The 18,318-nt window shown below is 70.0% G+C and carries 17 protein-coding genes and 1 riboswitch; of the genes, 8 read left to right on the top strand and 9 right to left on the bottom strand.

The window, feature by feature from the left end:
* Nucleotides 1-104: 104 nt before the first annotated feature.
* The 4 genes from AF1_RS16950 to AF1_RS16935 all read right to left on the bottom strand — a co-directional run bounded on the left by AF1_RS16950 (nucleotide 105) and on the right by AF1_RS16935 (nucleotide 4,944).
* On the bottom strand, nucleotides 105-650 hold the full coding sequence (locus tag AF1_RS16950) for an ATP-binding protein (protein ID WP_131732289.1): 546 nt from the start codon (nucleotides 648-650) through the stop codon (nucleotides 105-107).
* Nucleotides 651-1,019: 369 nt separating this feature from the next.
* Complete coding sequence (locus tag AF1_RS16945; RefSeq protein WP_084263018.1) at nucleotides 1,020-3,020, bottom strand: sensor histidine kinase; 2,001 nt, start codon at nucleotides 3,018-3,020, stop codon at nucleotides 1,020-1,022.
* Nucleotides 3,021-3,096: 76 nt separating this feature from the next.
* Nucleotides 3,097-4,446: a purine-cytosine permease family protein gene (locus tag AF1_RS16940; protein ID WP_067799555.1), complete on the bottom strand. Its 1,350-nt coding sequence runs from the start codon at nucleotides 4,444-4,446 to the stop codon at nucleotides 3,097-3,099.
* Nucleotides 4,441-4,557: riboswitch (TPP riboswitch) on the bottom strand. Its footprint overlaps the gene before it by 6 nt.
* 54 nt (nucleotides 4,558-4,611) lie before the next feature.
* The gene (locus AF1_RS16935) at nucleotides 4,612-4,944 is read right to left on the bottom strand and encodes a rhodanese-like domain-containing protein (RefSeq protein WP_067799567.1); all 333 of its coding nucleotides are present in this window, start codon (nucleotides 4,942-4,944) and stop codon (nucleotides 4,612-4,614) included.
* Nucleotides 4,945-5,036: 92 nt separating this feature from the next.
* Here AF1_RS16935 and AF1_RS16930 point away from each other — a divergent pair, with 92 nt between their 5' ends.
* The 3 genes from AF1_RS16930 to AF1_RS16920 all read left to right on the top strand — a co-directional run bounded on the left by AF1_RS16930 (nucleotide 5,037) and on the right by AF1_RS16920 (nucleotide 7,967).
* Nucleotides 5,037-5,456: an SSI family serine proteinase inhibitor gene (locus AF1_RS16930; RefSeq protein ID WP_242608560.1), complete on the top strand. Its 420-nt coding sequence runs from the start codon at nucleotides 5,037-5,039 to the stop codon at nucleotides 5,454-5,456.
* 429 nt (nucleotides 5,457-5,885) lie between these two features.
* Nucleotides 5,886-7,016 (top strand): helix-turn-helix domain-containing protein, encoded by a 1,131-nt coding sequence (locus tag AF1_RS16925; RefSeq protein WP_207393903.1) that lies wholly within the window; start codon nucleotides 5,886-5,888, stop codon nucleotides 7,014-7,016.
* A gap of 81 nt (nucleotides 7,017-7,097) precedes the next feature.
* Nucleotides 7,098-7,967: a hypothetical protein gene (locus AF1_RS16920; RefSeq protein ID WP_067799550.1), complete on the top strand. Its 870-nt coding sequence runs from the start codon at nucleotides 7,098-7,100 to the stop codon at nucleotides 7,965-7,967.
* A gap of 308 nt (nucleotides 7,968-8,275) precedes the next feature.
* On the opposite strand, the gene AF1_RS16915 is transcribed toward AF1_RS16920, so the two are convergent.
* Nucleotides 8,276-9,118, bottom strand: coding sequence for an LURP-one-related/scramblase family protein (locus AF1_RS16915; protein WP_131732291.1), 843 nt, complete (start codon nucleotides 9,116-9,118; stop codon nucleotides 8,276-8,278).
* Nucleotides 9,119-9,220: 102 nt separating this feature from the next.
* The gene (locus AF1_RS16910) at nucleotides 9,221-10,084 is read right to left on the bottom strand and encodes an Fpg/Nei family DNA glycosylase (RefSeq protein ID WP_067799545.1); all 864 of its coding nucleotides are present in this window, start codon (nucleotides 10,082-10,084) and stop codon (nucleotides 9,221-9,223) included.
* A gap of 194 nt (nucleotides 10,085-10,278) precedes the next feature.
* Here AF1_RS16910 and AF1_RS16905 point away from each other — a divergent pair, with 194 nt between their 5' ends.
* The 3 genes from AF1_RS16905 to AF1_RS16895 all read left to right on the top strand — a co-directional run bounded on the left by AF1_RS16905 (nucleotide 10,279) and on the right by AF1_RS16895 (nucleotide 13,852).
* A complete protein-coding gene (locus AF1_RS16905; protein WP_067799542.1) occupies nucleotides 10,279-10,485 on the top strand; it encodes a heavy-metal-associated domain-containing protein in 207 nt (68 codons plus the stop codon).
* A gap of 70 nt (nucleotides 10,486-10,555) precedes the next feature.
* The gene (locus tag AF1_RS16900) at nucleotides 10,556-11,515 is read left to right on the top strand and encodes a hypothetical protein (RefSeq protein WP_067799561.1); all 960 of its coding nucleotides are present in this window, start codon (nucleotides 10,556-10,558) and stop codon (nucleotides 11,513-11,515) included.
* Nucleotides 11,516-11,545: 30 nt separating this feature from the next.
* Nucleotides 11,546-13,852 carry a heavy metal translocating P-type ATPase gene (locus tag AF1_RS16895; RefSeq protein WP_067799539.1) on the top strand — a complete coding sequence of 769 codons (2,307 nt, stop codon included), beginning with the start codon at nucleotides 11,546-11,548 and terminating at the stop codon, nucleotides 13,850-13,852.
* A 74-nt stretch (nucleotides 13,853-13,926) separates the two neighbouring features.
* Here AF1_RS16895 and AF1_RS16890 read toward each other — a convergent pair whose 3' ends face one another.
* Nucleotides 13,927-14,364 carry a MarR family winged helix-turn-helix transcriptional regulator gene (locus AF1_RS16890; RefSeq protein ID WP_067799536.1) on the bottom strand — a complete coding sequence of 146 codons (438 nt, stop codon included), beginning with the start codon at nucleotides 14,362-14,364 and terminating at the stop codon, nucleotides 13,927-13,929.
* A gap of 95 nt (nucleotides 14,365-14,459) precedes the next feature.
* Here AF1_RS16890 and AF1_RS16885 point away from each other — a divergent pair, with 95 nt between their 5' ends.
* Entirely contained in the window at nucleotides 14,460-14,843 is a 384-nt protein-coding gene (locus AF1_RS16885; protein ID WP_242608561.1) for a RidA family protein, read from the top strand.
* 105 nt (nucleotides 14,844-14,948) lie between these two features.
* Here the strand turns inward: AF1_RS16885 and AF1_RS16880 are convergent, their stop codons facing one another.
* The gene (locus AF1_RS16880) at nucleotides 14,949-15,557 is read right to left on the bottom strand and encodes a TenA family protein (RefSeq protein ID WP_067799530.1); all 609 of its coding nucleotides are present in this window, start codon (nucleotides 15,555-15,557) and stop codon (nucleotides 14,949-14,951) included.
* A gap of 211 nt (nucleotides 15,558-15,768) precedes the next feature.
* Nucleotides 15,769-17,925: a bifunctional polysaccharide deacetylase/glycosyltransferase family 2 protein gene (locus AF1_RS16875; protein WP_255218813.1), complete on the bottom strand. Its 2,157-nt coding sequence runs from the start codon at nucleotides 17,923-17,925 to the stop codon at nucleotides 15,769-15,771.
* 54 nt (nucleotides 17,926-17,979) lie between these two features.
* Between AF1_RS16875 and AF1_RS35175 the strand changes: the two genes are divergently transcribed.
* The gene (locus AF1_RS35175; RefSeq protein ID WP_165488287.1) at nucleotides 17,980-18,192 is read left to right on the top strand and encodes a hypothetical protein; all 213 of its coding nucleotides are present in this window, start codon (nucleotides 17,980-17,982) and stop codon (nucleotides 18,190-18,192) included.
* The last annotated feature ends 126 nt before the right edge of the window (nucleotides 18,193-18,318 follow it).

Genomic DNA, 18,318 nt, shown 5'->3' with positions numbered 1-18,318 from the left:
AAAGCAATAAAAAAGAGCTCGGGCGGTGTCGACGGGGGCACGACATCGCCCGAGCTTGTGAGGACCTTACAGGTTGGGCGGGGATCCTTCCAGGCGGGGTCCTCTTATGCCGGATATGCCCTACTTGAGGCGGTTCCATTCCTGGTTCCGTTGCACAGATCTTCGTCCGGCTCGTCCAGGAGGTCAGGGAAGTCGGCCAAGTCGGGGACGACGGCGTGCATCCCGGTGGGGGCGGCCCTGCCGTGCTCGCCCGCTGACCTGGGGGCGCGCAGGACGGCCCAGACCGTGGTGGAGTCGTCTTCGTGGCGCACTCCCCAGCCTTCGGACAGGGTCTCGACGATGCCGAGCCCGCGGCCGCCCAGTGAGGACAGCGTGCCCGGGCCGCGGCGCGGCTCGGTCATGGCGCCGCCGTCGCTGACCTCCAGTTCGAGGAGGTCGCCGCGGCGCAGCCAGCAGACCTTGACCTGGCCGGACGGCAGCGGCCGGGCATGGCGGAGGGCGTTGCTGATGAGCTCGCTGATGATGACGCTCGCGTCGTTCACGACGGATTCGTAGACCCCCGAGTCGACCAGCTCCGAGCTGAGGCGCTTACGGGCGACCGCGACGCTGGACGGTGCGTGTGGCAGCAGTACGACGCTCGACGCCCTCACCTCCCCATGGTTCCGCTTACTCGGACGAGTCCCGTCGTCACCCTTCCGGTACGACCGAAATGCCCTGATGGCCATGCCCGGAAACCCGAACGATTCAGTTCACCACCTGCACAACGAGTCACCGGCCGTCCGGTCACGGTGATCACCCCCGAACGGAATCTCGGCACCAATGGCCACCATCAAAGGATCTATCCAGCCAACGGCGGACTTACTCCTCACGCACGCGTTTCGTCCGTCACACGCCGGGGTCACCGCACTTTCTCGCATAAGCCGAGGTCGCCGCCCATCGAGATCACTGAACGCCCAGGTCACATGGGTGGCACCGAGTCACGCCGGAGGGAGTGTCCGTACAGTGGGTGACCGCCGCGATCAGTCGGCACGGCGCAGCACGAGCCGCATCCGAGTTCCCTCGCCCGCACGCGCCCCACCTGCGGGTCCGCGGCCGGGCGGGGCCTCCAGGAGAGTGTTCGGACGGCCAGTGGCCCGTTCCATTTCCGACACTTCACCGTCTATAGAAGCTTTGCGAGATTTGGTGTGATATGTCTCACGTCCGGCCGGATGCGCCGAAATTGTCCCGCCCTGGGCCTCCGTCAGCCGTTTGACGATGTACAGGCCGAGCCCGATGCCGCCGAAGCGCCGGCGGTCCCCGGAGTCGCCCTGGACGAACCGCTCGAAGATCCGTTCATGGTCGCCGAGCGGGATGCCGATCCCCTCGTCCACCACCGACACGACGATGTCGGAGCCTGCGCAATGGGCGCTGACGCTGACCGTTCCGCCGTCCGGGGAGTACTTGAACGCGTTCTCCAGCAGTTGCCCGAGGATGATGTCGGTCGCCATCGCGTCCCCCCGGCAGGACGGCAGGCCGGGCGCGATCTCCAGCTCGACGCGGTGCAGCGGGGAGAGGGAGCGGAAACCGGCGACGACACCTTCCAGAACCCGCCGCAGATCGAACGACTCGATCGTCACGGGCAGCTCGTCGGCGCCCGCGCGCGAGCCCAGCAGAAGGTGCTCGACGAGCCGGGCGAGGGACTGGGCCCGTTCGGCGATGGTGGCGACGGCGGCGCGCCGGTCGTCGTCGGCCATCTCGTCCCACCGGTTGACCAGCGTGGACGCGAAACCCTGCACGACCGTGATGGGGGTGCGCAGCTCGTGGCTGGTCGTGGCGAGGAACAGGTCCTTGGCCTCTTCGAGCGCCTTGGCCGCGGAGACGTCGCGGAAGTCCACCACCAGCTCGCCGGTCTCCTCGATCTCGGCGGCGAGCACGTTCAGCCACCTCCCCGACTCCAGCCGGAACGTGAGCATCTCACCGAGCACCGGGATGTCGAACGGCAGCGGGCGGCCGATCGCGTTCTCCGGCGGGATGCCGGTGAGGGCGTGCGCGGCCGGGTTCCACTGCCGGACGACGAGGTCGTGGTCGAGCACGGCGATGCCGTCGGCGCTGGAGTCGATCACCGCGCGCTCGTGCGCCCGCTGCCGGACGACCTCCGCGTACGCGACGGCGTTGCCGACCGCGACACCGGCGTGCCCGGCGAGCAGTTCGAGCAGTTCGAGCTCGGTGTGCCCGGCCTTGCCCCCGGAGAAGAGCGCGTACAGCGCACCGTACGGCCGGCCCTGCAGGTAGGACAGGCCGAGCGCGATCGTGTGCAGGCCGGGCAGCTCCGACCAGATCAGGTCGCCGAGGCGCTGCCGGCCCGTGGCGAGCTTGACCGTCTTGCCCGACCGCAGCAGCTCCCCGACCAGGCTCGACCGCAGGTCGGCGGACGTCCCGCGCATCCGCTCCGGCAGTCCGGACAGGCTGACCAGCCGCAGGCGCTCGCCCTCGATCCGGACGAACCCGGCCGCGTCCGCGCCGGTCAGCTCGATCAGCGCGGCGGTGATCCGGTCGAGGACGGCCGCGAGGTCCAGTTCGGCGTTCAGGTCGGTGATGATGTCGTTCAGCCGCCGGACGAGCCGGGCCCGCTCGGTCATGTGGTGCTGGGCGATCTCGCCCTCCTCGACCGGGTGGTACACGCCCACCCAGCCGAGCAGCGTCCCGTCCGGGTCCTTCAGCAGGCTCGTGTCGATGCGGACGTCGATGAGCCGGCCGTCCCGGTGGGAGCGGCGGGTCGCGATCGAGATCTGCCCGCCGTCGCCGGCGCGCCGGGTGAGGAGCCGTTCCTGGACGGCGTTGTGCTCGGCCCTCAGCTCGTCCGGGACGATCGGGGGGACGTGGCCGATCACCTCCTCGGCGGTCCAGCCGAACATGCGCTCGGCGGCCGGATTCCACACGGTGACGCGGTGCCGCCGGTCCACGGCCACGATCGCGTCGGCGGCGCTCTCGATGACGGCGCGCGCGATCGGATCATGGACGTGCTGATACACGTCTGTCATCGTGCCACCGGATACCGGCACGGCGCCGGGTAACTTGCATCGAAAATTGCCACGTGAACCTTACCTTTCGGTAAGGCTACCGCCTGGTAATCCGTCCGATGAGCAGCGCGGCGATCCCCGCGACCAGGAACGACAGCAGCGAGGCGCTCATCCAGTCCTGCGGGCCGAAGTGCAGCGCGTCCCGGACGTCCCGCCAGAAGTCCGCCCAGTGGCGCACCGTGCCCGGGTTGATCAGCTGGTAGACGACGAACCCGGCCGTCCAGGCGGCGATCATGCCCCAGCGGGACGGCGCCCGCCGGGAGACGTCCCAGCCCTCCCGCGCGCGGCGGCGGCCGAGGAAGAAGTCGGCGGCGAGGACGCCCAGCATCGGCACGAACACCGACCCGATCAGCAGCAGGAAGCCCGCGTAGTCACCGATGTCCAGCACGAGCGCGAGGACGGTGATGCCCACGCCGAGCGCCACGCTCAGCACCCGGCGGTCGGCGCGCGGGAAGAGGTTCTGGATCGACACGGCGGTGGAGTAGGTGTCGGCGAACGACTGGTCCGCCTCCCGCAGCACGAACACCGCGAAGAACACCACGCCGAGCGTCGCGCCGAGGAACGGGTCGAAGATCCTGGTGGTGTCGCCCGCGACCAGCGCCAGCGCCAGCAGGCCGAGGACGTAGGCGATGATCTGGGTGATCGAGTAGCCGACGGACGCGGCACCGAACGCCGCCCGTTCCGTCCGTGAATGCCGGGTGTAGTCGGCGGCGACCGGCACCCAGGAGATCGACACCGCGAGCGCCGCGTCCGCACCGACCCAGAAACCGCCCCACGACCCCCGCGTGAGGTCGGGCAGCGGCTGCCGGACGAGTTCCACGTAGAAGTAGACGAGCGCGATCGCCACGGCGACCGTCACGTAGCGGCGCAGCAGCCGCACCGAGCCGAGCGGCCAGATCGTCAGCACGGTCGTGATCGCGCCGGCGGCGATCACGTAGGCCCAGCGCGGCACGCCGTCCCACAGCTCGCGCGCCGCGTCCGCGATCACGATCAGCTCGAACGTCCCCCAGCCGACCAGCTGCGCGATGTTCAGGATCGTCGGCGCGTACGACAGCCGGGCGCCGAACAGCCCGCGCAGCAGCACCATCGCGGGCTGGCCGGTGCGGGCGCCGGGGACGGCGGCGAGGCCGAGCATCAGCCCGCCGAGGATCGTTCCAACGGTCATCGCGACGATGCCCGCCATGATGGAGATGGTCGGCCGGCCATCGGCGTCCGGCGCGAGGACGGTGTAGGCACCGGAGAAGGCCAGAAGACTGACACCGAGGTTGGCCCAGAACGCACTCTGGTCCCAGAACCCGAGGACCCTGGGGGCGGGCTCATCGAGGGTGAAGGGGACCTCGTTGTTCGGCCGCTCGTCGCTAGGGCGCTTTTCAACGTCGGACGTCACGGGACACACACTCCCTACGCCGGCATTACCCGGACAGGTTCATGCGGTCGGCGACGCCTTGCAGGCCGCCCTCTCAGCCCGGCTCTGGCCCGAGCTCCCGCGGTTATCGGTCGCCCCGATCGTACAACCGCCCGTCAACCCCTAAAAGGGGGCATACGGAGTAGATCAGGCAACGTACGGCGGGCCGCCGCCGGCGCACTCCATCGGCCGTCCGGCCTCCGCCCAGCTCTTCATCCCGCCGTCGACGTTCCTGACCAGCCAGCCCGCCTGGTTGAGCGCCACCGTCACCTGCGCGGACCGCTGACCGGACCGGCAGATCACGAAGACCTCCTGGTCACGCGGTATCTCCCCGGCGCGGTCGCCCAGCTGCCCCATGGGGATGTGGACCGCCTCGGGCGCGTGGCCCGCATCCCATTCGTCCTGTTCCCGGACGTCCAGCAGATAGCCGTCCGGCGGGACGTCGGCCGCACCCACGGCCGGTACGTCTTCCCCGAAAATCATCACACCCCCCATGGAACCGCGCGAAGCCCCCCTGCGTCGAATCACGCATGCGGTATCGGACGCTCCTATTCGCAGCGCCCGGGCTGGCCATGCTCCTCTCACTGGCTGCCTGCGGCGACGAACAGGCCAACGGAAACCCCGCCGACCGGCCTTCGGGCACCACGTCCGTGCAGCCCTCCGGCACCCCGGCGGATTCGCTGACCATCACCCTCAGGGCCTCCCCGGAGGCCCCCGCCAAGACCTGGAAACTGACCTGCGACCCTCCTGGCGGTACCCATCCGAAAGCCGCCGACGCATGCGCGGCCCTGAGCAAAGCCAAGGAACCCTTCAAGCCCGTCCCAAAGGGCCAGATGTGCACCCAGATCTACGGCGGTCCCGAGATCGCCACGGTGAAGGGCACCTGGCAAGGCAAGGAGATCGACACCGAGTTCACCCGCAAGAACGGCTGCCAGCTCCACCGCTGGAGCCAGGTCGCCCCGCTCTTCGGGGACGTCCCGAAGGTCCGCTGACCTCCGGCTGAACGAGCCATCCCCGTTCCGGCTCGGTTCCCGCGACCCCTCAGGCCCCGGCGTCCCGCCGGGGCCTGAGGGGCGAAGGAGGATGGCAACCCCCGACCTCCACCCGCTGCTCACCACTGCCCCTATGGGACAAGCGACGTCATGCGGGCGGGCCCCTACTCATCCGCTGCGGCCGCTCCTGCTCATAGTGAACGAGCCCGCCGTTCACTATGAGTCATGAGTTCACGCCAAGGCCACCTGGTTCTGGAATACGGTTCGGAGCACGGCTACCCGACTTGCTCAGGAAGCAGAGTTGCTTGCTGTAGGCAAGTGCTACACAGAGATAAGTTGCCTGGATCTGCAACTTGCTTAGATAAGGAAAGTTGCCTCTGCAGGCAAGTTTGCTACCTGTGGACAGAGTCCTCGTGTCAGGATGACAAGGTGAGCCTCGACGACTTGACTCCGGACTCGCTCCTCGATCAGGGGCTAACGATCCTGCGTGACCTGCTTGGTCCCGGCTGGGAGGTCACCATCCAGCCCACCACGCAGGAGGCCGGGGGCGGGAGGCGACGCCTCGACGCCTTGGTGCAAATGAAGGCGGATGGCGATAGCGTCCTCACGCAGCTGGTGATCGACCTTAAGAGAAACGTTTCCCCCCGTCTGGTGGAGGAGCAACTGCTACCCAAGTGGGACCTGTTGCGGCAGGTGAACCACTATACGAACCTTCTGGTGATCGCTCCATGGATCGCACCACGCGTCCAACTGCTCCTGCGCGAGCACGGCATCGGATATGTCGACCTGACCGGCAACGTCTCCCTGCGCGTCTCCCGGCCCGCTGTTGCGATCTACACCCAAGGCGCGAGCCGCTCTCCGCGGTCGAGCACTACCAAAAGCAGCAAGGCAACGTTGGCCGGGCTCAAAGCCGGACGTCTTGTGCGGCTCCTGACCGATGTCGCCCCGCCCTACCGGGCCACAGAGCTTGCCAATGCCGCCGGACTCAGCCTGCCATATGTCTCCCGGCTTCTTGACACCCTGGAGGATCAACTGCTGATCCGGCGTGAGGGCCGGATTATCACTTACGTGGACTGGCCGCAGCTCCTGCGCGTCCGCGCCGAGCACTACACCCTTCTCCGGCAAAACTCCTACGTCGGCATGGTCGCCCCGAACGGCATCGATGCAGTCTTCAAGGCGCTGCGCGCCTTGCCCGGGGAGTACAGGGGGCAGATCGCCCTAACCGGGTCATATGCCGCACGCACGGTGGCGCCCTTGGCCGTGGGAGGGCAGCTAATGCTCTATCTCCCCGCCGGTGCGCCGCGTCTGCCCGACGAAATCGGAGACGAACTCGGCCTGTTGCGCGTCGACAGAGGAGCTGATGTGCTGCTGCTGCGGGCCCACGACCCGGTGGTCTTCGAACGGACCGTAGACCACGGCGGCGTGCGCCGGGTGGCTTTGAGTCAGCTTGCCCTGGATTGCCTCTCCGGCCCCGGTCGAATGCCCGCAGAGGGCGAAGCCGTCCTGAGCTACATGCGGGACAACCCGCGCCTGTGGCAGTTGGACCGACTGCGGTCCTGATCAAGGTCTCTAGCCCTAAGATCAGCATCGACAGTGTCGGCCGCCCAACGCAGGGACGTGGCTTGATCGGGGGAGTCGGACATGGCCAAGGCCCCTGAGGGCATCGACCAGAATCAGCTGGTCATCGCCTCACGGCGGGTCCTGCTCGACGGCCTCACCGCCTTGCGCCCGCACCTGAAGGCACTCACCGTCGTCGGGGCCCAGGCCGTCTACCTGCGCACGCCTGACGCCAGCATGCGAAATGCTCCCTTCACCTCCGACGCTGATCTGAGCCTTGATCCTGCCGTGTTGGATGATCAACCGCTTGTCGACGAAGCGCTGCGGGCCGCTGGCTTCGACCTGAGGCAGGACAACCAGCCGGGCCTGTGGACGCGCACCGAACAGATCGGCGACGAGGACGTCCCGATCGAGTTGGACATCCTTGTCGGCAAGAAACTCGCGAACAAAACTGGAAGCAGAAGCGCCAAGATCCCTCCACACGGGAAAATGACCGCCCGCTGGGTCACTGGCCTGGAGGTCTGCGCCGTCGACCGCACGCCAATGGTCATCCGGAGTCTCGATCCAGCCGATGAGCGCAGCATCACCGCCAACGTCGCTGGCCCTGCGGCCCTCCTGGTCGCCAAGGCTTACAAAATCAGCGACCGGCACAAGAACGTCGGCACTCACCCCGACCGCCTCACCAACAAGGACGCGGGCGATGTCTACCGGATCATGGCCACCGTTCCCGCCCGCCGAGTAGCTAGCACCATCACCACCCTCGTCCAGGATCCCCGCATAGGCGCCGGCGCCAAAGAAGGAATCGAACTGCTCAGCGAACTGTTTGGCGGCGCCCGCACACCCGGTGTCAACCTCGCCGTCGAAGCACATACCGGCGACATCCCTGAGGAAACGATCCGGGCCGCGGCTCCTGCTTACATTAAGCGCTTGGCGGCAGAGTTGCGCCATCTCTGAGCAGTCAGGCTCGGGCTGCCGCTGCAGCCCTGCACTGGGCGGCTGAACACACCAATCGGTCATGCCCCTGCCCCCAGCCGCCTACGGCGACGAACAGGCGAACGGATCTCCCCCGGAGCCTTCCGGGCCGAGTTCACCCACACGGACATCCGACAACTCCACCGCTCGGCAGAGGTAGCCCCGTCTTCAGGCGATGTGAGCAGTGAACTAGGCAGGTGGGAGCCGGAGAGGCTCCGCGAGTTCGCACGGAAGCCGGGATGACGCGGCGGCGGCGCCGTAGAGGGCCTGCGGCATCGCCACTGAAGCGGTCAGATCCAGCCGCCGATGCTGCGGTTCTGGGAGACGGCGGTGTCGAAGGCCAGGGGGCAGGCCAGGATGAGGGTGCGCATCGGTTCCGGCGGCTGGACGTACATCTGCAGGACGTACCGGTCGGCCCCGGTGAACACCTGCGACAGCAGTTCGCCCACCCCGTCGAAGCCGCGCTGGATGCGGGCGATCTCCTGCTGCCGCCAGTCGGTGACCCGGCCGCTCAGCAGTTCGTAGTAGCCGATCTGCTGCTCCTGCGCGGTGAGGATCTCCCAGCCGCGCATCGCCCGCTTGCGCAGGTGCCCGATGAGGCCGCCCTGCGGGGTGAGCACCTGCATCCGGGGCGTGCCCATGAACCCGTACGGCTTGTGGAAGAGGAAGTACGGCATGCCGTCGGGACGGAAGATCGACAGCCTGCGCTCGGCCTTGGTCTGGCTCGCCTGGTTGATGACCCGCAGCGCCTTCTTCGCGCCGCTCACGCCCTCTTCCCGGACGTACGCCGCGGGCTGCCCCTGCGGGCTCCAGATCGTGTAGTTGGCCTCGGTCGAGAAGAACTGCGCGGGCTGGTCGTAGACGAGGATCGGCGAACCGTAGAGATCCGGGGCGCCCTGCGGGGGCACCTGCCGCTGCGGCGGATATCCACCCTGCTGAGGCGGCGCATAACCGGCCTGCTGGGGCGGGTAGCCGCCCTGCCGCGGCGGGTATCCGTAGCCGGGCTGCGGAGGTCCGGGCGCGTACGGCGGAGCGGGCACGGCGGCGGGCGGGGGCGGGCCGTAGCCCGGATGCCGCGGGGGACCGTAACCAGGGCCACCGGGTCCGGCGGGTGGGGGCGAGGGGTATCCCATGGACGGCTCCTGAGCACGGCGATCATCGCTGATGTCTCGCGACACGATACGCCGCATTCGCCCGGCCTCTCCGGCTCACCGGAGGATCCGCACCGGCCGATCTCACCTGAGCAGGCGGGACATCCGGCGGTCGGCGAGCGGCTTGCCGCCCGTCTGGCAGGTGGGGCAGTACTGCAACGCCGAATCGGCGAACGACACCTCGCGCACGGTGTCACCACAGACCGGGCATTTCTGGCCTGCTCGGCCGTGCACCCGCAGTCCGGTCTTCTTCTCGCCCTTGAGGTCCTGCGCTTCGAGGCCGCGCGAGCGTTCCACGGCGTCCCGGAGGGTGGTGACGATCGCCTCGTGCAGGACGGCGACGTCCTCCTCGGTCAGCGACGCGGCGATCTTGAAGGGGGACATCTTGGCCGCGTGCAGGACCTCGTCCGAGTAGGCGTTGCCGATGCCGGCGATCACCTTCTGGTCGCGCAGCAGGCCCTTGATCTGCGTGCGCCTGCCCGCGACGATCCCGCCCAGCGCGGCGGCGGTGAAGGCGTCGTCCAGCGGGTCGGGGCCGAGGGACGCGACGCCCGGCACGTCCGACGGGTCGCGGACGACATAGACCGCGAGGCCCTTCTTCGTGCCGGCCTCCGTGAGATCGAAGCCCGAGCCGTCGTCCAGGTGGACGCGCAGGGCCAGCGGATTCCTGCCTCCGGGCCGGACGGGTTTGGCCGGGATCTCGTCCCGCCAGCGCAGCCAGCCGGCGCGGGCGAGGTGGATCACAAGGTGCAGCCCGTCGACGTCCAGGTCGAGGAACTTGCCGTGCCGGGCCGCGCCGGTGACGGTCAGCCCGCCGAGCGCGGTCACCGGCGGGTCGTAGGTCTTCAGCGCGGAGACGGCGAGAACATCGACGCGGGCGACGACATGGCCGACCGCCCGCTCCCGCAGGAACTCCGCGAGCGCCTCCACCTCTGGTAGCTCAGGCATGACCTCAGTATCGGCGAACCGTCCTCGGAAAGTCGTCCACAGGGGTGCGGGCGCCTGTGGAAAACCCTGGGGATAACGTGTGACCCGAATCTCGAAATAACCCATACCCCCCTGGGGTTGTGACAGCGGCACGGTTATGGCAGCATGAGGAACGTCAGATACCCCCCAGGGGTAATATCGCGAAGGAGACGCCGATGAGCACCGCCACCTACACCGTCACCGGCATGACCTGCGGCCACTGCGTGAGCTCGGTCACCGAGGAGGTCGAGCAGATCGCCGGCGTGACCGGCGTCGAGGTCGACCTCGCGACCGGCGCGGTCACCGTCACCAGCGAGACGCCCCTCGACGACGCCCGGGTCAAGGCCGCCGTCGAGGAGGCCGGATACGAACTGAAGGCATGACCGGCGCGCGCCCCGCCGTTCCAGCGAGCGAGCGGGGTGCGTCCGATGGAGACGAGTGGAGTGGATCGGCATGAACAGCGCGACCAAGGTGGGGGCGTACGCCCTCGGTCTCGCCGTCGTCTTCGGCGGCGCCGCCGGGATCGGCAAGGCCGCGGGACCCGTCGGCGGCACCGCGGAGATGGCGTCGCACGAGGGCGGCGGCGGGCACGGGTCCGGCGGGCACGGGAGCGGTGGGGGCACCGCCGCGGCGCCGCACGCCCCGGGCGGTCTCCAGGTGTCCGAGGACGGCTACACGCTGACCCCGCGCAGCACGACCGTGGCCCCCGGCGAGAAGACCGACTTCCGGTTCACCATCAACGGGCCGGACGGCAAGCCCGTCACCGGGTTCAAGCTCCTGCACGGCAAGCGCGTCCACCTGATCATCGCGCAGCGCGACCTGTCGGGGTTCCAGCACCTGCACCCGACCGAGATCGGGGGCGGTGTCTGGACCGTCCCGGTGGAGCTGCCGGAGCCCGGCGTGTACCGGTTCTTCACCGACGTCCAGCCGGACGGCGCGCCCCGGCAGCTGACCCTGGGCACCGACATCTTCGCCCCGGGCGACCTGCGGAGCACGCCGCTGCCGGAGCCCGAGCGGGTCGCGAAGGTGGACGGGTACGAGGTCGAGCTCACCGGCGGTCTCACTCCCGGCAGGTCCACCGAACTCACCCTCACGGTGAGCAAGGACGGCAGGCCGGTCACCGACCTGGAGCCGTACCTGGAGGCGTACGGGCACCTGGTCGCGCTGCGGCAGGGCGATCTCGCCTACCTGCACGTCCACCCGGACGGGGAGCCCGGCGACGGCGAGACGAAGCCCGGCCCCGGCATCACGTTCTTCGCCGAGGCGCCCAGCTCCGGCGCGTACCGGCTGTACCTGGACTTCAAGCACGGCGGCAAGGTCCGCACGGCCGAGTTCACCGTGCACGCCGGCGCTGCCGGGGTACCCGCCGAAGAGCCCGTGCAAGGTCACGATGACCAGCCGCACACGCACTGACGTCCACGCGATCGAGGCAGAGGAGGAGCGATGAGCACGGACATCGAGTCCGGGCGTATCGAGCTGGCGATCGGCGGGATGACGTGCGCGTCGTGCGCCAACCGCATCGAGCGGAAGCTCAACAAGATGGACGGCGTGACCGCCACGGTCAACTACGCCACCGAGAAGGCCAGCGTCGAGTTCCCTCCGGGGGTGTCCCCGGAGGAGCTGGTCGCCACCGTCGAGAAGGCCGGCTACACCGCCGAACTGCCGGCCCCGCCGCAATCCGACCCGGGTGCGGCGCCGGAGCCGGACGACGGCCTGCGTCCGCTGCGGCAGCGGCTGATCACCGCGGTCGTGCTGTCGGTGCCGGTCATCGCGATGGCGATGATCCCGGCGCTGCAGTTCGAGGCGTGGCAGTGGCTGTCGCTGACGCTCGCCGCGCCGGTCGTCGTCTACGCGGGCTGGCCGTTCCACCGGGCCGCGGCGATCAACCTGCGGCACGGCACGGCGACCATGGACACGCTGATCTCGCTCGGCACGATCGCCGCGTTCGGCTGGTCGCTGTGGGCGCTGTTCTTCGGCACCGCCGGTGAGCTGGGCATCAAACACGGCTTCGAGTTCTCGATGACCCGCTCGGACGGGTCGATGAACATCTATCTCGAGGCCGCGGCCGGCGTGACCATGTTCATCCTGGCCGGACGCTACTTCGAGACGCGGTCCAAGCGCCGCGCCGGCGCCGCCCTGCGCGCCCTGCTCGAACTGGGCGCGAAGGAGGTCTCGGTCATCCGGGACGGACGCGAGGAGCGCATCCCGGTCGACCGGCTCGCGGCCGGGGACGTGTTCGTCGTCCGCCCCGGCGAGAAGATCGCCACGGACGGGACGGTCGAGGAGGGCTCGTCCGCGGTGGACGCGTCCATGCTGACCGGTGAGTCGGTCCCGGTCGAGGTCGGGCCGGGCGACGCCGTGGTCGGCGCGACCGTGAACGCGGGCGGCCGGCTGCTGGTGCGCGCGACCCGGGTCGGCGCCGACACCCAGCTCGCCCAGATGGCGCGGCTGGTGGAGGAGGCGCAGACCGGCAAGGCGCAGGTGCAGCGGCTCGCCGACCGGATCTCGGGGATCTTCGTCCCGATCGTGATCGCGCTCGCGGCCGGCACGCTCGGCTTCTGGATCGGCACCGGCGAACCGCTCGCCGGGGCGTTCACCGCCGCGGTCGCCGTGCTGATCATCGCCTGCCCGTGCGCGCTCGGCCTCGCCACTCCGACCGCCCTCATGGTCGGGACGGGACGCGGCGCGCAGCTCGGCATCCTGATCAAGGGCCCGGAGGTGCTGGAGTCCACCCGCACCATCGACACCGTCGTCCTGGACAAGACCGGCACCGTCACCACCGGGAAGATGGCCCTGGTCGACGTCATCACGGCCGACGGCGTGCCGCGGGACGAGGTGCTCCGCCTGGCGGGCGCGCTGGAGAACGCGTCCGAGCACCCCATCGCCCAGGCGATCGCGAAGGGCGCCGCCGAAAGGGTCGGCGAGCTGGGCACGGTCGAGGACTTCGCCAACGTCGAGGGCCTCGGCGTCCAGGGGATGGTGGACGGCCACGGTGTCCTCGCGGGACGTCCGCAGCTGCTCGCCGAGTGGTCGCAGCACCTCACGCCCGACCTGGAGCGCGCGATGGAGAAGGCGCAGGCGCTCGGCCACACCGCCGTCGCGGTCGGCTGGGACGGCGAGGCCCGCGCGGTGCTCACCGTCGCGGACCAGGTCAAGCCGACCTCGCGGGAGGCGATCGGGCAGTTGCGCGCGCTCGGGCTGCGCCCGGTCCTGCTGACCGGCGACAACGAGACGGTGGCCCGGACGGTCGCGGACGCGGTCGGGATCGAGGAGGTCATCGCCGAGGTTCTGCCGCAGGACAAGGTGGACGTGGTCAAGCGCCTCCAGTCCGAAGGCCGGACCGTGGCGATGGTCGGCGACGGGGTCAACGACGCCGCCGCGCTCGCCCAGGCCGACCTGGGGCTCGCGATGGGCACCGGGACGGACGTGGCGATCGAGGCGTCCGACCTGACCCTGGTGCGCGGCGACCTGCGGGCCGCGGCGGACGCGATCCGGCTGTCGCGCCGCACGCTCGGCACGATCAAGGGCAACCTGTTCTGGGCGTTCGCCTACAACGTGGCGGCCCTGCCGCTCGCGGCGACCGGCCTGCTCACCCCGATGATCGCGGGCGGCGCGATGGCGTTCTCGTCGGTCTTCGTGGTCAGCAACAGCCTCCGCCTGCGCCGCTTCAAGCCGCTGACCGCCGGCGAGGACGGCACCGTCCCGCCCGCCGCGGAGCCCGGCCGGCGGGAGGTCGCCACGACCCGCTGATCCCTCCGGTCACGAGCGCGCGGTCCCGCCCGGGGCCGCGCGCTCACGCGTTCGCGCGGCACCGGCGGGACGGGTCAGGGGCGGAGGGTGGCCAGCAGCGGGGCCAGCGCAGGGTCCCGGGCGGCGTCGTCGAGGGCCTCGGTGAGGGTTTCGGCGTAGGTGGGGGCGGCGCTCTTCTGGACGGCGCGCCCCTCCTCGGTGATGACGGTGTAGACGCCGCGGCGGTCCTTGGGGCACATGTCGCGGCGGGTGAGTCCCGCGGATTCCAGCCGCGCGACGAGGCGGCTGACGGAGCTCTGGTTGAGGCCGATGAGGTCGGCGAGTTCCTGCATCCGCAGTTCGCCGTCCTCGGCGCGGGACAGCCGGCACAGCGTCCGGTACTCCGACAGGCCGATGCCGTGCCGCCGTTGCAGGGCCTTGGCGAGCCGGTGCTCGACACGGCCGTGCAGGGTCACGATGCCGTCCCAGAGCAGCCCGTCCGCCGTGACCGCCGTCTTCTCGTCCACGCTCATCCCGCACCCGCTTCCCGGTTGACGCCAGCCTACCGCTCATGCAATATATGCCTGCACATGCAAATCATGTATGTACATGCAATTAGGAGCGGATCTTGATCGAGCGCATCGCCACCACCCCCGACTGGTACGAGCCGTACCGGATCTCCCAGGCCATCCGGGCGGGCGGGTTCATCCATGTGTCGGGCCAGGCCGGTATCGACGAGCACGGCCGGACGGTGCCCGGCGGCTTCCTGGCGCAGGGACGCCAGGCTTTCCGGAACCTCCGGCGCGTCCTGGCGAAGGCCGGCGCGGATCTCGGCGACGTCGTGAAGATCGGGATCTTCGTCCGGGACATGGCGGCCGACCTCGACGACGTCATCCGGCTCCGCGAGGAGTTCCTCAGCGAGCCCTACCCCGCCGACACGCTTCTGGAGGTCTCGTCCCTGGCCCGGCCCGACTGGCGGATCGAAGTCGAAGCCACCGCGGTCGCCCGCTGAGGAAGGGAACGACGATGACCCGCCCGCACCGGGCGGCTGCGGTTCGCGGTGGAGGCCGTCACCGCCGAGGTGGGCCGGAGGCTCGCTGATCCCGGCCCGCCGGGATCAGCGAGGGACGTCCCAGAAGGCAAGTTCGTGGCGCATGCCCTCCAGGAAGAGGCGTTCGGCGGTCTCGGGGTCGGCACCGGACTCGTCGATCATCTGGGCGATCCGGGCGGTCAGTTCGGCGAAGGCCGGGTCGGCGTAGGTGTCCACCCAGCGGCGGAAGCGGGGTTCGTCCGGGGGATTCTCCGCCAGGCGCCGGCCCAGGGTCGAGTAGCCCCACATGCAGGGGTAGAGGGCGGCGAGACCTTCGGAGTAGACGGCGGCACTGTCCAGAAGGAAGGACGTGTAGGCGGCGCAGGCCGGCCCCATCTTCGCGCCGTCCAGGTCGGCGTTGAAGTCGGCGGAGAGGGAGCGGTGCAGGTCGAGTTCGTCGTGGAACGTCGCGTAGGCGAGGTCGACGAGGTCGCCGAGGTGGGCGGCGGGTGCCTGCCATGCGAGGCGGGAGAAAACGCGCACGTAGTCGTGCAGGTAGAGGTAGTCCTGTTCCAGCCAGGAGCGGAAGACCGACTCGTCCAGGTTCCCTTGGGCGATGCCCACCACGGTGGGATGCCTGAGCTGCTCCTCGATCAGGGGACGGCCGAGTTCTTCCAGGTGCGCGGCGAGACTCATGCCCGCCAGTCTGCCGCAGCGGCGGGCCCGCCCCGGAAAACGCGTCCACCCCGGAAACGACCGGACCCCGCCGGGTCGGGCGACCCGGCGGGGTCCTGGTCTGGTACCGGTGTGCGGGTCGCCTCTCGGCGAAAAGCACAACACGGCTCCAGCCGAACGGTATTCCGTGAAGGCGGTAGATGAGGCCCGGGGACACCAGGCACACCGGCCGTTATCTGTAACGGACGGCCCCCTGGGATTGTTCCTGCCCCTGCGAGAAGGTGCCCGTACGCCGGATGGTGTGCCAGCCCAAGCGCGACCCCAGCAGCGCCGTGACCACGGACTGGACGACGACCAGGTACATGAGCTGCCGGTACACGAACTGCTGGAGCGGCAACACCCACAGCGGACGGATGGGCTCGTGGTCCAGCCACAGGGCATAGGCACCGGCGGCCGCCTGCGCGACGACGAAGGCCGTCCAGGTGAGGATGGGCGCAGCGGGGTCCAGGAAGAACATGCCGAACAGGGCGAACAGGTCCACCGCCGGCGCGAACAGCGGAAGGATCACCTGGAAGACGGTCAGGTAGGGGAGGCAGCGGCGTCCGAACCGCCCTGAGTCTCCGCGTTCGATGATGGAGCGGCGGTGCTTCCACATCGCCTGCATCGTCCCGTAGCACCAGCGGTAACGCTGCCTCCAGAGCTGCCGGAGGGACGACGGCGCCTCCGTCCAGGCGATGGCCTTCTCCTGGTAGACGACCCGCGCACCCGTGCGGCATATCGCCATCGTGAGGTCGGTGTCCTCGGCCAGGGTGTCGCTGGGCACGCACCCCACCTCGGCCAGGACCGACCTCCGGAACGCGCCGATCGCGCCGGGCACGGTCGGCATGCATTGCAGGACGTCGAACATCCGCCGGTCGAGGTTGAACCCGATGACGTACTCGATGTGCTGCCAGCGTCCGAGGATGCCGCCGCGGTTGGCGACCTTGGTGTTGCCGCTGACCGCCCCGACCCTGGAGTCCACGAACGGGGCGACGAGGTGCCGGATGGTGTCGCGCTGGAAGACGGTGTCGCCGTCCACCAGCACGAGGATCTCGGACCGGGCCACGAACAGGCCCGCGTTCAGCGCGCTGGGCTTGCCGCCGTTCGGCTTGCGGATCAGTTGCACGCCGGGCAGGCCGAGGCCCTCGACGATGCCGGCGGTGGAGTCGGTGGAGCCGTCGTCCACCACGATCACTTCGAGGGCTCCCGGATAGTCGGTGTCCAGCAGCGACGCGACCGTCGCCCTGATGCTCGCCTCCTCGTTGTACGCGGGGACGATCACCGACACGGGCGGGAACGGATCGGGCGGCAGCTCCCCGTACCCCTTCATCTTCGGCATGACGGGCGGCCCCGGCCGGCGAACGCGGCGCATGTGGACGTGCGCGAACAGCAGCAGCAGCAAGAGCCTCAGCACGTACAGGAGCCCGGCCGCGGCGAACAGCGCGCCCATCGTCCCGGTGAGCGTGGACGCGGCGCGCTGGGCGGCGACCAGCGTCCAGCCGGCGGCCTTCTCAGGCGCGGACACCGGGACCTCCGCCGCGGGCATGCCGAGCCCCTGCGTGAGCGTCGTGAAACGGTACCCCTGCGGCTGGAGCCGGTCGAGGATCTGCTCGACGGCCGCGACGGTCTGCGCCCGGTCGCCGCCCGCGTCGTGCAGCATCACGACCGCGCCCTCGCCGCGCCGCTCCGCCGCCAGCGCCGTCTCGACGATGTTCGCGGTGCCGGGACGCGCCCAGTCCTCGGTGTCGCGGTCGGTGAGCACCACGATGTACCCGTCGCCGCCCGCCCGCCGGGCCGCACGCCACTCGGGTGCCGTCAGGCCGTCCGGACGCGACGAGTACGGCATCCGCATCAGCCGCGTGTGGACGCCCGCCGCGCCCGCCAGTGCCCGCTGCGTGAGGTCCATCTCCAGGCGCCCCCGCCACGCGGGCGCGGTGGCCAGGTCCGCGTGCGTGTACGTGTGCGAGCCGATCTCGTGGCCCTCGTGGAGGATGCGGCGGGTCAACCCGGGGTTCTCGGCCACGCGCGCGCCGACGGTGAAGAACGTCGCGTGGGCGTCATGGCGGCGCAGGACGTCCAGGAGCCGCGGCGTCCATTCGGGGTCGGGACCGTCGTCGAAGGTGAGCGCGATCGTCTTCGGGGGCATGCGGCGGCTGCGCGGCGTGCCGTCCGCCATGTTGAGCACCGGCCCGCCGGAGACGACGTGCTGCGGCGCCGGGGCGGGGTGCTTCGGCACGTCCCGTGGCGCCTCGCCGACGGCACCGTGCGCGAAGCCGTCGAGCAGCAGGAGAACGGTCAGCGCCGTTCCCCCGAGCAGGAGCAGGATCCAGTGGCCCCGCGGCTCTCTCACTCGCACTGTCAGCGGCTCTTCTTCTTGTGTCCCCAGGCAGGCGGGGAAGCGGGGGTGGACACCTGGGTTCTGCCCGGCCTGCTCGTGGTCGCGACGGCCGTCGGCGCGGTCTGCGGCGCAGGCGTGGAGGACGACGGCCTGGACGTCGCAGGGGGAGCGGGAACCGCGGCCTGCCCGGTGGGAGCGGACCCTCCGGCGGGCGACTCGGTCTTCTCGGTCGTCTTGGGGGGCGCGACCCGCGGGTGGCTCCCCTTCACGCGTGGGTGAGCGGACGACTCGCTCCACGGCGTCAACGGCACATCGGCCCCGGTCGTCAGGCCGAGGCCCAGCGCACCCAGGAACACGACGAGGAGCGCGCCGGCCGCCAGCCCCAGCCGCCGCCCGAGCCGAGCC

Source organism: Actinomadura formosensis NBRC 14204, assembly GCF_001552155.1.
Lineage (GTDB): Bacteria > Actinomycetota > Actinomycetes > Streptosporangiales > Streptosporangiaceae > Spirillospora > Spirillospora formosensis.
Note: the sequence above shows the minus strand (reverse complement) of the source record. Positions and strands in the feature narration are given on the sequence as shown.